Here is a 15,455-nt window from a genome sequence, read left to right as displayed (position 1 = left end):
TTACTATAAAATTTCCTCTAATAAATAAGTTCCCTGATAAAAAGCCCCACATATAGAGTCAAAGTCTTCCCATGCATATGTAGTTAATGAAAGCCAAATCAAAGCATGTAAAAACTTGATTTTTTCAGGTTCAACATTTTCTATTTTACTTAAATAGTAATCTGCCACATCTTTCCAGCCATTAGTTTCTATCTGCAATTTAACTTGACCTTCTTCTATTTCCAGCTTGAATTTTTTATTATTAAACTGATCATAGTCTCCAGCAATTGAATAATATGCTTTCGCCCAATCATATTTTTCATCGCCATATAATTCCTTAAATCCAAAATATCCTCTTGGATCTAAGAAAATAATGTTAAGAGATTTATCTACCATTGTATTTGAAAATGTACAATCACCGTGAATTAAAGCAAACTCTTTTTCATTGCATAATTCATTTTCAACCTTATCTCGTATTGACGCCTTATAAAAATATGGATTTCTGCAATTTTTACCATTAATACGAATGTACTCTCTATCTGCAAACGGTATTAAATCTCGAACACTTTCTAAACGATTCATCGTCTTATGATAATATGCCTCTACCATACTAAATGCATCTGCAGAAACCTTTTTCAATGAATGCAATTTATTCAATGAATCAATCAAATTATCAATTACTATCTTCTTTTCATCTAATGTCAAATCTACCTGGTAAATATTTTTTCCATCTATCTTTTCCATTGTTAATGGATTTAACTCATATAATGTTGGAATTTGCTTAAAATTATATTTACTTACTTCTTGATACCAATTTCTTTCTCGAACAGCCAGCTTTTCTCCCTGCTCATCCACCGGTCTTTTTATTAAAATATTACCTTTCTCTTCCATTGAATTAAACGGACGGCATCTGTACTGTATTTGTGATGTTTCCTCAAGCGCAAGTAAAGTTCCTACTTCTCTAGTTCCATTCAACGGAAACTCTTTAAATTGGATTTCTGTTGTTCCTAACCAACGCACAAATTCTCCTTCGGCTGGTACATTTCTCAGCAACGCTTTTTCTTTGAAAACAAACATTCCTGCTACACCATGCTCCTTTGATGGAGATTCTTGAAAACTTTCCTGTTTATAAGACCATCTGCATTCAAAGTCCTTCGAAATACCGATAAAATTATCATCTATGCACTGCTCGATATTTATACTATCTCCTAATATCAAATCCGACCAAATCAGCATAAATGAATGTTTATCCGGTATATACTGTAATGCTTTCTCTATTCCTGCACATGTACCTGTTTTATCTGCTTTGACTGTAATATATTTCACTTTACAAAACGCTTCTAAATATTCTTCCAAAATTTCATGCTTATAATCACCAATAATAATAAAATGTTTATTAGGATATTTTCGAAACAAATGAAAAATAATCGGCAAATTATTAACTGGCACTATTCCCTTAGGTTTATTTTTTGTCAAGTGCTTTAATCTTGTTCCTTTTCCTCCCGCTTGAATAACAATATAGTCTACTGCCATTTTTCTCCTCCAATAAATTTTTTTATTTTTTTTACTTCTGTTTCTAGTTCTTCATTTTCAAACACCTGAAGCATATCTGCTTTTGTATTAGGTAATGATTTTAAATCAAACAAAGAAAAATACTCCTTATCCGGATATATCGTCACAATTCTCCCTGGTATATATGCAAGCAAATCAAACAATCCACTTCTTATACCAATTACAACTCCTCCATTAAAAGTAAAATCACATACTTCTTGCAATGACATTTTTTTACTTTGTGTTCTCGGAAGTGCTTTCTCATCTTTAAATGGTGTATTAGTATAAATTGAATATCCGCCTTTTATTAATTCCTCTACTATTTTTTCTAAGAATATATTATTTTCTTTTTTCCTTAAGAATTGAGCATCTGGGCATATAAGAACCTTCTTTAATTCGTTTTCGTTATTTTCTTTTATCCTGACCTTTGGTACCACAAACTCTTCTTCTTTTTTCAAATGAAATATTCCATATTTAATACAATCATGAAGAGAAATATTCGGAAAATATTTTATATACTCAAAATATTCCAATACAAACGCATTGCCTGGATTTACAAGTGTTATATTGGGCATCTTTAATAATGCATGACAACCAAATTTAGTCGACCCAATTTTCAGAATTTCATACAATTCTTGTATGTCCAGAATTTTATATGCATCAAAATATTCCGAATAATTTCTTAACAGCGGAATAAATTTCTGCGTGATACAGATAGTAATATGCTTTATATTATTCTTTTCTCTGTATGCCTTTATATATCCCATTGTTATCAGAAAATCTCCAATATGATCACATATAACAATGTAATGAGTATGTACGTTGCACAACTTTTTTTTGCATTTTAATATTCCTTTAGGCACTTCATACATGGAGTATTTTGCGTTATCATAAGCAACTTCAATCGCTCTTTTTATTAAATGTACTTTATTACTCATGTGTACATTCTCCCATATATGCATTTGCTACCGATTCCACATCTCCAGCCATTCTAACAACTCCCTTATCCAGCCACAGTGCGTGGTCGCATACTTCTCTAACCGAATCAATCGAATGCGATACATACAAAAGCGTCGTTCCCTCTTCTCTCATCTGATTCATTCTTTTTTCACATTTCTGCTGAAAGGCATAATCACCTACTGATAATACTTCATCGCAAATAAGGATATCTGGTCTTACAACTGTAGCAATCGCAAATCCCAATCTGGCAGCCATACCGGACGAATAATTTTTTATAGGCATTTCCAAAAAATCTTTCAACTCTGAAAATTCTACAATTTCATCGAAATGCTCTTTCATAAATTTTTTATCATATCCCAGCACAGCACCATTTAAAAAAATATTTTCGCTTGCAGTTAAATCACCATCAAATCCAGCTCCCAACTCAATCATTGGAGCAATTTTCCCGTTTACCTTTACACTTCCTTTATACGGTTTTAATATTCCACATATCAGTTTCAAAAGGGTCGATTTTCCCGAGCCATTTGTTCCGATTATTCCCCAGGATTCTCCTTTTTTCACAGAAAAGCTAACATCTTTTAATGCCAAAAATTCTTTGAACATCAATTCCCTTTTTATCAATTTAATAAAATATTCTTTTAAATTATCTATTCGTTCAGATGCGATATTAAATCGAACGACTGCATGTTCTACTTCCACTGCATATTGTTCATTATCCGCCACAATTTTTCCTCCGTTTTTAAATATATAAAATAAAACGATCCTGATTTTTCATAAAGCATAGAGTTCCAATCAGCAATACTGCCGTACTTACTAAACATCCATTAATAATTAAAGTCATATCTGGCATAACCTGATTCAATACAATCTGCCTAAATTGTGTAATATATAAATATAATGGATTAAATGTTCTTATCCCCCATGCAAGTTCATCTGGTAATTGACTTAATGGATAAAAAATCGGTGTTACATACATCCAAGCTGTTACAAAAGCTGAATATATATATTGAATATCGCGAAAGAAAACGTTTCCCTGTGATAAAAACATTCCCATGCCAATGCAAAACACATATAATTGCAATATAATCACTGGAATGAACAGCATATATACATTTAGCTTTACCTTGCATACAACAAATACGATCAACATTGCACCCAATGAAAAGATAGTATTTACGCAAGCACTGGTAACCTTCGATAAAGTAAAAATATATTTAGGAACATACGTCTTCTTCAACAATGACGCATTTCCCGTAATCGACCACATTGCCTGATTCGTCGATTCAGATACAAAATTGAAAATAGTTTGTCCAATAATCAGATACACGGGATAATTCTCTATATCAAACCGAAACATATTGGAAAAAACAGCCACCATGATGATCATGATCATCAATGGATTCAGAATGCTCCATACATATCCCAAAAAACTTCTCCTATATTTCAATTTAATATCTCGTTCTACCAGTTCCTGCAATAAATGCCTGTACTGATAAAATCCATTTAGCTGTCTCTTAAATCGATTCATTTCTTATCTTCAGATAACGTTTCCAGGCATCCTCCCTCGTTATCTTTTTTACCCCTTTCCTGTACGCTTCTTCTGCCTGTACCAAGTTTTTCAAGTTGATTCCCGTACTGATATACATGCAAACCGCCTGTACCAGTTTTGAGTATCTCCTGCTTCCAACCAAACATTTTCCTGAAAAAGGCTCAAATAAAACGATTCTATTTCTTCGAAATGCATCAAACGGCGGATCTATCGGAGACAGCGGTATCACTTCCTTTTTCGCCGGAAGAAGCCACCCATTAAACGTTACTTTCTTTATCAGCTTCGTCATTTTTCGTGCTGGGCTGAAATAATTCCTTACATTTTTCATTCCATAGGAATCTTTGTACTCCTGGATATACTGCCGAATCCGAAGATATTCTTCTGCTGTCAGCTCTTTTTCCAAGTCTTGAATCGGTTCCATCTTAACCTGATCTCTGAGCCAATTATTCAACTTTTCCGCATCTGTCTTATAAAGCCATTCCGGTCCCTTGCAAAAATCCCGAAATGCCTGATACACCAGTTTCATTTCTCCATATCGAAATTCAATCACAGACACGGTAATTCTCTTCCAAACCCACTTCAGGATCTCCCAGCGGCTTTTTTCAGGCTGTGTTAAGACTGTTGTAATTAACGTATTTCTAACATCATAATAGGTATTCACTCCCGGAAATGTCAGTTCAAATCCTTTATGCCAGACTCCAAAACCATTCAAAAAGACGATTCCATTTTTCTGGTTTCTGATGCCAAACTCGATATCATCGTGATGCAGAAACAGCGGTATCGGCAGATTATCTTCTCTTACTACATTCAGACTCATGCAACAGCACCACCAGCCGGAATACGGTGTATTCTTATGAGCAGCTTCACACATATAAGACTCCGTACAAGTCTTATAATCTCTCAAATCAGCAAGCGGAAAATCATTCTGAACTGCAAAATCTTTAAACCATTCTCCAGATGCCTGCTGAATATACGGAAAATCTTCCCGCAAAAGACTTCCTCCCAGCGTGATGTCCTCCCACTCATCCTTCCGCATCCCCAGGAACCCATACGCCCGCACAAACAGTTCTGGATCCATAACAGCATCATCGTCCATCATCTGGACATGTGTTAAGCCAAGACGTTCTTTTTCTTCAATCGCCTCGATCATGCCTCTGGTAAAACCGCCTGCGCCGCCGACGTTACGGTTTGGTATGATCCGAATTGTGTCTGGATATCGGACCGCCAGACGGCTGATCTCTTCATGTTCTGAAAGAGTTCGACCATTATCTACCAGCCAGTAGCAGAGGTTCAGAGAAGCATTTTCCGGCTCTTCCAGAAAACGGAGAACACTCTTCAAATTTCGAAACACATAGGGCTCCCGTTTGAACGTGCAGACGACTGCCGCGATCCGCACCGGCTTTTCGTTCTGGCAGGTTCCTTCATACCAGCCCTTTACATGCGCAGATATATCGCAGACACTATTTTCTTCTGTCTTCGCTGCTGATTTTTCGAATGAATTCTCTGCCCCGGAGCTTTTCTCTATTTTGACCGAAAACCAGAAAACTCCTTGCTCTGTCTTCGAATATGGGAACTCCATCTCCAGAGTTTCTTTCCCACCTGTCAGCGTCTTTTCCTGAATGATATTCTCATCCAGCATCAGACGAATTGCCTGACAGCCATTCAATTCCAGGTGCAGCGTCAAACTTTCCTGGTTTGTGTACTTCTTCCTTTTTTCGATATAGAAAAGGTTGAAATATCCATTGAAATCGACCCATTCTCCATTTCGATGGAAATACAGTTCTTCTTCCCTGCAGATATCTGCTTCCGGAAATCGTATATTTTGTAGACGCATCCGCTGTGTCTCCTTTTCAGTCCTTTTAGGAACTGCCGTTCCTCATTCCATGTTTTGGGATTATATAGTTTCTAATCTGTCTTTATATCTCTGACGGATCTATCTTCATTTTTAGAACTTCCTTCTGCTACGCCCAAGCGCCCACACCGCCGCCCGGTACAGCCCATACCGGCTTACCCGCAGCAGCTTCACCGCCTTATTTCGGTTCGCATGGTAAACTTCCGGATAGTCCCGAAGTAATTCATCTTCAAACTGCACCAATGCATGCTTTACTTCCTTGCCTGCCGGAAGGCTCAGAAGTATCTTCACTCTCCCAGCTGCCACCCTGGCGATTCCATTTTCAAGATACTGTAGCTTTTCCTGACTGCATGGAAGCTTCTTTCCGTCTTTTCCGGTAAGTGTTCCCCCCTGATAGAGACGATAAAATGACAGCAGGGATTCCATCACCCGGTCATAATTTTCCTTATTCCTGATCATCTTCTCCGGGCTGACACTCTGTCCTTCCCGACCGATCCGGTACTGATAGATAAAGTCCGGGATAAAGGATACGGTCTTGACCCACGGAATCGGATACAGGATGTATTCGGCATCAACGTAATAGCAGTGTTCATCGATCGAAAGCGGCATCTGCCGCAGAATCTCCGTCCTCCAGGTAATTCCATGCATTTTCATATAAATCTGATCCGCGATTCCATCGAATTCATAGGAAATCCCATATTTCACCCCTGAAAATGGTTCTGGAATTTCTGCTTTTTTCGGAAAGGAACTTTCCTCTCCGCTTCCGTTGTCAAACCGCCAGTAGAAACCGCTGACCAGCACATCATCCCGGCAGTTTTTCAGCGCAGCAATCAAGTGATCCAATGCCTCCGGATCCACCCAGTCATCGGCATCGACTACTTTCATATATCGCCCCGATGCATTCTGGATGCCGCAGTTGATCCCAGATCCATGACCGCCATTTTCTTTATGAATGACACGGACAACGGTCGGATAGCGCTCCGCATATTGATCGGCAATCGCACCGGTTTGATCCCTTGATCCATCGTCTATAATCAATATTTCCAGGTATTCGGACCAATCCATACCTAGTTGAAAATCAGACATTCTTGCTGATACGGTTTGAATGTTTGATTCCGTTTCATTTCCTGTCCAGCTCTGATTTTTCTTTTCCAAATCCCGGTCTCTGCACCCTGCGCACAGTGAATCCAGGGTATATGTGATATATTTTTCTGCGTTATACGCCGGGATGACGACTGTCAGAAGCTTTTCCATTGTCTGCGACTCCTTCCGTACTCTCTTTGAGCATCATGATCTTCGGTGTCATCAGGATGAGCTTCAGGTCAAGAAGCAGAGAGTAATTTCGTATGTAAGTCAAATCCAGTTTCAGTTTGTCATAGGACGTTGTATTGTATTTTCCATAGACCTGCGCATATCCGGTCAGTCCGGCTTTCATCTTTAAGCGGTAGCAGAATTCCGGGATTTCTTTCTCGATCTCCGCCGCCAGCTCCGGGCGTTCCGGACGCGGTCCTACGATCGACATTTCACCTTTCCAGATATTGAAAAGCTGCGGCAGCTCGTCCAGGCGAGTTCTCCGAAGAAAATGTCCCACCGGCAGGATCCGATCATCGTGTTCCGCTGCCAGTCTCGCCCCGGTTTTTGCCTCCGCGTTCTGGATCATCGTCCGAAATTTGCAGATCTGAAATTCTTTTCCGCCTTCTGTGAGACGGGTCTGCTTGTAAAAGACCGGACCGCGGTCGGTCAGGTAGATCGACAGCGCCACCAGAAGAAAGAATGGAGATAATACCACGATTCCGATGCTCGAACAGATGAAATCCATCGCCCGCTTAATAAATCGCTGAAGATCCGATATGCCATCATTTCTCGATAATAGCAGAGGACTGTCAAAGATATCTAATTCCTGGGAAGTCCGGATCAGAATGTCCGATAATTTCGGCACCGTGTAGGTCCGGATATCCTGCTCAAAACATTTCTTTAAAAGCGCATTTCGATCCTTCGCCGGAATATCTCCGATAATCAGGGCATCATATTTTTTCGCCTCTTCGAGAATGGCTTTTATGCCGACGCCGATATGAATCGCCGTTTCCAGATAATACTTGTCCTCTCTGGAATGAATCTTTTCCATCAGATGAAAGGCCGGACGGTCTCCGCATACCAAAAGCATTCTTCTTGGCGGAAACAGAATCCTGTATATCTGCTGAAACAGGAACGTCCAGATCAGTGCAATCAAAAGCTGGACAACCGTCATCCCAAGCAGTATCCGGGGATCATGAAATTTTTTATCTAACAGAGAAATCTGAATATACGTAATCAGATTTAAAAGTCCGATCGAAAGGATCTGAGAACAGAGCAGATTTCCTTTTTTCAGGTATCCGATCCGGAATCCCCCGTAAGTCAGCAGGAAAAATAGTAATAGTCCCGCATACAGGGCGATCATCAGCCAGTTTCCTCTTCTCCAGAACGGAAATTCGATCATTTTGTTGAAATATCCGTTCCAGACATATCCATAAGCGCCAACTTCTGCCCCCATCAGGAGCAGCGCACCTATCAGACGGAACAGTCGTTTGAATGGTTCATATTGTCTCAAAATAGTTCCTCTTCTTTTTGTTTTTATTCAGGCCGAACTCCACAGAACCCAACGTGTAATTCTATTCCAGGTAATCTGCCTGTTTCTTTTTATAGGAACACTAAGCATCCTCAGAAAGCGTTCCTCTCAATTTTTTCTGATAGAGTATTCCACGCACGGATGCCGGAATCAGACTTGCAGTAACGCGGATCACGCAGTTTCGCAGATACTCTCTTCTATTTAAAAATCCACTTTTAAAAAACGTTTTCTGCAGATTCAGAGCGGCCCTGGCATAGGACAGACCGCCGCGGCGTTTGATCATCCCATTGTCCGTTCTCGCATACACCAGAATATCCGAAAGATTTTCTGCTTTATATCCTGCCTGCAAAAGACGGACCCACAATTCATAGTCCTCCGCCCCCGGAACCGGATGATAGTTTCCCACCGCCAGCACAGCTGAACGCCGCATCATGACGGCCATATGGTTCATCGGATTGCGCTTTCTGGCAAACGTTAAAATTTCTTTATATTGGCAGGGAAGTGACCGAATTCCAGTGATTCTGCCCGGCGGAAACAATTTTCCATTCATCCCACTTCCAATTTCACCTCTATCTGGCGCATTTAGGTTATCTACATTTTCCTGTTCTGGCACTTCTGCTGCGGCAAATTCTGCAATTTTTCCGCTCAGAAGTCCGAGTTTCCCCTGTTCTGCTTTCTTTCCCAGCAATTTGCCCGCTGCTTCTTCTGCATATCGTTTCAGCTGCTTTTCACAGCGATCCGGACAGGCAATATCATCACTGTCCATGCGGGCGATCCATTCATTTCGGCACGCTTCTACACCTGCTGCCAGCGCCCGTGCGATTCCGCCGCATACAGGAAGGCGAAGCACCTGCAGAACTCCCGGCCATTCCCGGTCAATCGTCTGGATCGTTTCATCCAACACTGGTGTCAACGGTCCATCGCATACCAGGACAAATTCATCTGGAGGAATCGTCTGATTCATCATGCTGGCTGCCGCCTGATAGAAATACGCTGGATTTTCTTTGTGATATACCGGCATCAGAACCGAATATTTCATACACTCATACTCATTATTCTGCTGCCAGCTTTGTTCCATCGTTCTCCGCTCCATGTAATCTTGTTATCTTTTTTGATGGGTTCTTTCCAGAGACCGATACCCGGCTAAAATCGTTTTCCTGGAAATCTCCTGAAAGATTTTTAGGGTTCAGGGGTCCTTTCTTTGGGAAAACTGCCTCCGGATCATCTTCCATCCGGATTGCCAGCTCTACCTGTCGTGCTTCGTTCAGCAGTTCTGCCTGAATCGTCACGATTCGTTTCCGCAGCCGCTTCCGGATGATCTTTGGCAGCATCTCACCAAGCACTCCTTCCGCCCATTCGATCTCCCCCGCGTCATTTGCCCGCACCAGAAACCGCCGGACGGTGTGAGAAGAATCCTCCCGAAGAAGTTCTTTCAGAAATTTCTCTTCCTCTTTTTTTAAGGGGACTGCCGTTCCATATGGATGCGCTTCCGAACCAGCATTCAGAAATCGAACCAGCCCCGCCAGACATTTCACTCCGTCTTCCAAAACCGGCTCATCCGCCGTGTCCACAAACACATAGCCCGGAAACATGACTTCCGTATCTACATAGTAGACACCGCCCATCCGCCAGGTCCGTTCTTTGGACAACACAAAACAAGGCTTTTCAGCCTTATCCCGATAAAAATGATTCAGTTTTTCTGCCGCTTCTGCCTCGCGTCCCACAGGTGTCTGCACCACGTACCACATACAGGCGTTCTCCCTTTCATGTTTGCGATTTTCGCAGAATATCTAGTTCTGCGAAAATCTTCAATCATTATACGATACTTTCAAGGTTAATTCAATAGAAGTTTCTCCCAAGAATCTCTTATGAAATTATTAAGTCGTCATTTCTGAACAAAAATTTCTGAAATTCTCATATAATATTTCCCTTTGCTTTTGAAGCTTTTGTCAATACGGCATTTGGGTTCTGCATATAAAACCTTTTATTTTCGCAGAACTAGATATTCTGCGAAATTTTTTATTCTGATTTTTCTAGCTACAAGCTATTATGTTGCATTTATGATATAAAATTTATCTTTTGAATTGGTAGACTTTTTAGACAATTTTATTGAACGATAGCACTCCACACCTTCGCTTCCTCCCAGAAGCTTCATGTGGAATGTTTCGTATAGACAGCAAAAAAGCATTCCAAATGAGTTTTTCCTCATCAAGAATGCTTTTTGCATTCAGGGCTGATTGAAATGCCGAATTGTCCGGGTTGACAAACATTCCCATATTCACCTATCCCTTCTGAAATCACATAATTTTATTTTATCATTTAGGAAATCAAATAGCAGGCACGCGAAAAAGGAGCGGGCAAAAAACAGCGACCACACAGTTTTTCTCCCCTGTATGGCCGCTGACCTTATCTGCACAGAAAAGTCACAGATTCTTCTGCTTCTTCCCATGCCGTTTTTATTTATTTCATAACAATATTCACAATCCGTCCCGGAACGTAAATTTCTTTTACGATATTTCCAGTCAGCTTGTCCTTGATAGCCTCTTTACCAGCGGCGATAGCATCTTCTTTGGAGATGTCTGCCGGTACGGTGATGGTCGCACGGACTCTTCCGTTGATCTGAACGGCTACCTCTTTCTCGTCATCCTTCATCTTCTCTGCATCGCACTCCGGCCAGGAAGCATGGAAGACACTGTCGGTGCCGCCGAGCTCCTGCCACAGCTCTTCACCCAGATGCGGTGCGAACGGTGCCAGCAGGATAGTGAAGGTCTTGAGGGTTTCTTTGTCGATGCCGCCCTCTTTCTTCGCCAGATCGATGAGCTTGTTGTTGTACTCCATGAAACCGGAGATAACGGTATTCAAGCTGAACTGCTCGAAACGCTGCTCAATGTCGAATACCAGTTTGTGGCGCAGTTTAACCATTTCCTTGGTCTCTTTGATGTCTTTGTCCTTGCTGGTCATAACCAGGTTGTAGAAACGGTTCAGGAAACGGGATACGCCCTCGATACCGCGGTCATCCCACTCTGCATCCAGTTCCGGCGGTCCTACGAAAAGCTCATAGAGACGCAGGGAATCGCAGCCGTAGTCGCGTACCAGATCGTCCGGGGATACGACATTTCCTTTCGACTTACTCATTTTGATACCATTCTTACCAGTGATCATACCCTGGTTGAACAGCTTCTTGAACGGCTCGTCGAAGTCAATAACACCGATATCGCACAGGAACTTGGTGTAGAAACGGGAATACAGCAGATGCAGTACTGCATGTTCAACACCGCCGATGTACATATCAACCGGCAGATATTTGTCTGCTTTCTCACGGGATACCAGTTCTTTATCGTTCTTGTTATCTACATAGCGCAGGAAGTACCAGGAAGATCCAGCCCACTGCGGCATGGTGTTTGTCTCACGTTTTGCCGGAGCGCCGCAGCACGGGCAGGTGGTGTTGACCCACTCGTCGATGGCTGCCAGCGGGGATTCGCCGGTACCAGTCGGCTGATAGCTTTCTACCTCCGGAAGTTTTAACGGAAGCTGATCCTCCGGAACCGGTACGTTGCCGCACTTCGGGCAGTGTACGATCGGGATCGGCTCGCCCCAGTAACGCTGACGGGAGAATACCCAGTCACGCAGCTTATAATTGACTCTCTTGTGACCGATACCTCTCTTCTCAATCATTTCCGGCGCTTCTTTTTTCAGTACGGAAGATTCCATACCATTCCACTCGCCAGAGTTGATCATCGTGCCGGACGCCTCGGTATACGCCTCAGTCATGTTCTCGATCTCTTTGCCATCTTTTGCGATAACCTGGATGATCGGGATATTAAATTTCTTTGCAAACTCGAAGTCACGGTCATCGTGTGCCGGTACGCACATGATAGCGCCTGTACCGTAGTCAGCTAATACATAATCAGACAGCCAGATCGGAACCTTCGCACCGTTGATCGGGTTGATTGCATAAGTTCCGGTAAATACGCCGGTCTTTTCCTTATCCTGCAGACGGTCTACGTTGGAACGCATGGATGAATCGAAAATGTATTTCTCTACTGCCTCGCGGGTCTCATCGGTTGCCAGGCTCTTTGCCATCGCGTGCTCCGGAGCCAGTACCATGAAAGTTGCACCGTACAGGGTGTCCGGGCGGGTGGTGTAAACGGTGATCTTCTCATCGCGTCCCTCTACGCCGAAATCAACCTCTGCACCGTAAGATTTACCGATCCAGTCAGTCTGCATCTTTTTAACCTTCTCCGGCCAGTCCAGTTTGTCCAGATCATTTAAGAGGCGGTCTGCGTACGCGGTAATCTTGAGCATCCACTGGCGCAAGTTTTTCTTGGTAACCGGGGTACCGCAGCGCTCACAGCAGCCGTTGACAACTTCCTCGTTTGCCAGACCTGTCTTACAGGACGGGCACCAGTTGATCGGGAATTCTTTCTCGTATGCCAGGCCTTTTTTGAACATCTGGACGAAGATCCACTGGGTCCATTTGTAGAATGCCGGATCTGTGGTATTTACTTCCATATCCCAGTCATAGATGGCTGCGATCTCGTTGATCTGACGTTTAATATTTTTAATGTTGGACTCGGTCGAGATAGCCGGGTGTACGCCCATCTTGATCGCGTAGTTCTCTGCCGGCAGACCAAATGCGTCCCAGCCCATCGGATGGATCACGTATTTGCCGCGCAGCAGCTGATAACGGCTCCATACATCTGAAATAACGTAGCCTCTCCAGTGACCAACGTGCAGACCACTTCCGGACGGATATGGGAACATATCCAGGCAGTAATATTTTTCTTTCTTTCCATCGTTTACATTGATGGGATGTTTTTCCCAGTTCTCGCGCCATTTTTTCTCAATGGCGGTATGATTGTACTGTGACATCTTTGTTCCTCCTGTTTTCTGCTTAACCCACGCTGATTTTTTGCTATTTCCTGTCAAAATCCGGCTCCAGTCTCTAAAATGATGATTCATTATTGCAATCGACTGGTCCGTTGGCAGTTGCATAACATCCAACCCTTGCGGACATTCTTTCAATCCGGTAACGTCAAAAACGCCCTGCGTCTCTACATTACCTGTATAGAGACGCAGGGCGAAAATTCCAACTGCGCGGTACCACTCTATTTCACACGGAATCCGTGTGCTCCTCATCGTCCTGTAACGGCGGATGACCGGCTCTGTCTACTCGGGTATTCAAAAACACTTCTTTCAACAGGCTGCTCCCGGACCAGTTCGGCGGCTTCCTTCCGCTGCCTCACACCATCCGGCAGCTCTCTGTAGAAATTTCGCGGCTTACTACTTCCGTTCATTGCATTTGTGCTATCTGGTAGAATAGCATAAATGGGAAGAAATGTCAAGTAACGTGACCTTCTCAAACTTGCACGTGACAGATTCGACGTTCTTTCAATACATGACATTTTCGACAATCTTTCAATCACCGTCAAACCTACACCTGAATCCGCTCTGCCACTTCATCGCCCAGTGCCAGCCGAACCTTTCCATTTCCGATGATCAGACCATCCAGCACACGTCCAAGGACCCGGATACGGCTTCCTTCTTTGATTCCATAGCGCTCCAAAAAGTTCATCACATCCGCATTTCCAAACATCCACTTGATTTCACAGGACTCTCCCGCCTGCACCTTTGCCAACGACTGCATACAACGACCTCCTGACTGATATTCCGCTTTCTGTAACTGTTCAGTACCTTCACAGTCACGCGCAAAAATCCATTAAAAATTGCCTACGGCAATGGGATTTTTGTCTGCTGGTCCATGTTTTCGTACAGTCAGCGCAGTAAATGCGCAGACCTACTGAACAGTTACCGCTTTCTTTACTATTATTATATACAGTCAGACTATTGTTAGTCAATGGTAATAATTGTTAGTTAATTCTAACAGTATTTAGCCGTTACCGTGAACCATCTCCACACTTCTCCGTCCATCTCCCGGCGGATTCTGCCGCGCAGGCGAAGGTAGTCCAGATGCGCCATGCACTCGCCCACCGCGAACCACTTCTGGGACGGCGGAAATTCTTCCCAGCTGGCGGCACGGATCTTCCAGCGCATCTTTCCAGCCGTCTCATATGCCGTCATACCCGGATGTTCGGCAAGCAGCGCCTCCGTCTCCTCCAGACGCCGCTCATGGTGTGCCAGCAGCGCCTCGATGCGCGCCGCATAATCGCCTGTCTTCCGGTGTCCCGGTAGGGCAAGGCGGACCGGATATTTTCTGGCGAGACGCAGGCTGTCGAGATAGTCACCTAATGAATCCTCCGATTCCAGCCAGGAAGTAATATTCGGCGATATATCAAACAGGATATGATCGCCCGTGAACATGACGCCCTGCTTCTCTGCCCAGAACATCGCATTGCCCGGCGTATGCCCCGGCACGGAGATCATTTCCAGGGTGTAATCTCCTACCGTGTATTTCCAGCCTGCCTCAATCGGAACAAAACGGTCATCAACCCGATCCAGCTTATAGCGGACTGCCGGATTGAGCGCCTGCGTTTTCTTCATTTCATCCTCCGGAAATCCCCCGGCACGGAATTGCTCCGCCAGGCGAAGCGGACGCTCTGGTGTAAAACCGTCCTTTAAGATTGCCAGATCGGTTCCGCTGATATAAATGCAGCTGTCCGCCCCTGCCGCCTCCCTGGCGAGTCCCGTGTGATCCGAGTGCAGGTGCGTCAGAAGAATATCCAGCCGATCCGGACTGCTGCCAAGTGCCCGAAGCCCGGCAAACAGCGCCTCCCGGCATTCCTCGCGCCGAAATCCGGTGTCAATCAGAAGGTCGCGCCCGTTTTCTTTCCCCTTGATCAGGTAACTGTTGAGTTCCCGCAAAGGATTCTGCGGCAATTCCACACCGATCCGCCAGATTCCATCTGCCACCTGTTCTACAAGGGCTTCCCTCTTCTCTATGTTCTTTGTGATTTCTTCTCTTTTATTTTCTTTAAGCATATTTTTCCTTATTGAATCTA

At 43.5% G+C, this 15,455-nt stretch carries 12 protein-coding genes and 1 other annotated feature; all 12 genes read right to left on the bottom strand.

Annotated elements, in window-relative coordinates; translation table 11 throughout:
* Positions 1–3: 3 nt before the first annotated feature.
* Positions 4–1,512: a sugar phosphate nucleotidyltransferase gene (locus DWV73_RS00305; protein ID WP_117795033.1), complete on the bottom strand. Its 1,509-nt coding sequence runs from the start codon at positions 1,510–1,512 to the stop codon at positions 4–6.
* Positions 1,503–2,468 (bottom strand): hypothetical protein, encoded by a 966-nt coding sequence (locus DWV73_RS00300; protein WP_117795031.1) that lies wholly within the window; start codon positions 2,466–2,468, stop codon positions 1,503–1,505. Before DWV73_RS00300 ends, DWV73_RS00305 begins: the two co-directional genes overlap by 10 nt.
* Entirely contained in the window at positions 2,461–3,213 is a 753-nt protein-coding gene (locus DWV73_RS00295) for an ABC transporter ATP-binding protein (protein WP_242995683.1), read from the bottom strand. Before DWV73_RS00295 ends, DWV73_RS00300 begins: the two co-directional genes overlap by 8 nt.
* 16 nt (positions 3,214–3,229) lie before the next feature.
* The gene (locus DWV73_RS00290) at positions 3,230–4,018 is read right to left on the bottom strand and encodes an ABC transporter permease (protein WP_117795029.1); all 789 of its coding nucleotides are present in this window, start codon (positions 4,016–4,018) and stop codon (positions 3,230–3,232) included.
* Positions 4,005–5,873 carry a glycosyltransferase gene (locus DWV73_RS00285; protein ID WP_117795027.1) on the bottom strand — a complete coding sequence of 623 codons (1,869 nt, stop codon included), beginning with the start codon at positions 5,871–5,873 and terminating at the stop codon, positions 4,005–4,007. Before DWV73_RS00285 ends, DWV73_RS00290 begins: the two co-directional genes overlap by 14 nt.
* Before the next feature lie 111 nt (positions 5,874–5,984).
* Positions 5,985–6,956 (bottom strand): glycosyltransferase, encoded by a 972-nt coding sequence (locus DWV73_RS00280; RefSeq protein WP_333549882.1) that lies wholly within the window; start codon positions 6,954–6,956, stop codon positions 5,985–5,987.
* A 151-nt stretch (positions 6,957–7,107) separates the two neighbouring features.
* The gene (locus tag DWV73_RS00275; protein ID WP_107001637.1) at positions 7,108–8,478 is read right to left on the bottom strand and encodes an exopolysaccharide biosynthesis polyprenyl glycosylphosphotransferase; all 1,371 of its coding nucleotides are present in this window, start codon (positions 8,476–8,478) and stop codon (positions 7,108–7,110) included.
* A gap of 100 nt (positions 8,479–8,578) precedes the next feature.
* A complete protein-coding gene (locus DWV73_RS00270) occupies positions 8,579–9,589 on the bottom strand; it encodes a glycosyltransferase (protein ID WP_117795023.1) in 1,011 nt (336 codons plus the stop codon).
* The gene (locus tag DWV73_RS00265; RefSeq protein WP_117795021.1) at positions 9,549–10,244 is read right to left on the bottom strand and encodes a transcription termination/antitermination NusG family protein; all 696 of its coding nucleotides are present in this window, start codon (positions 10,242–10,244) and stop codon (positions 9,549–9,551) included. The genes DWV73_RS00270 and DWV73_RS00265 overlap by 41 nt, the downstream gene beginning before the upstream one ends.
* 712 nt (positions 10,245–10,956) lie before the next feature.
* Complete coding sequence (leuS, locus tag DWV73_RS00255) at positions 10,957–13,368, bottom strand: leucine--tRNA ligase (RefSeq protein WP_022360162.1); 2,412 nt, start codon at positions 13,366–13,368, stop codon at positions 10,957–10,959.
* Between the two features lie 195 nt (positions 13,369–13,563).
* Positions 13,564–13,802: a binding site (T-box leader), on the bottom strand.
* A gap of 128 nt (positions 13,803–13,930) precedes the next feature.
* Positions 13,931–14,143, bottom strand: a complete 213-nt coding sequence (locus DWV73_RS00250; RefSeq protein ID WP_022360163.1) for a ferrous iron transport protein A — start codon at positions 14,141–14,143, stop codon at positions 13,931–13,933.
* A gap of 233 nt (positions 14,144–14,376) precedes the next feature.
* Positions 14,377–15,435: an MBL fold metallo-hydrolase gene (locus DWV73_RS00245; protein ID WP_117795017.1), complete on the bottom strand. Its 1,059-nt coding sequence runs from the start codon at positions 15,433–15,435 to the stop codon at positions 14,377–14,379.
* Positions 15,436–15,455: the final 20 nt, after the last annotated feature.

It is taken from the genome of Clostridium sp. AF12-41, from assembly GCF_003461685.1.
Taxonomy (GTDB): Bacteria; Bacillota; Clostridia; order Lachnospirales; family Lachnospiraceae; genus Otoolea; species Otoolea fessa.
The sequence above is the reverse complement of the archived record's forward strand: the minus strand, read 5'-3'. Positions and strand labels throughout refer to the sequence as shown.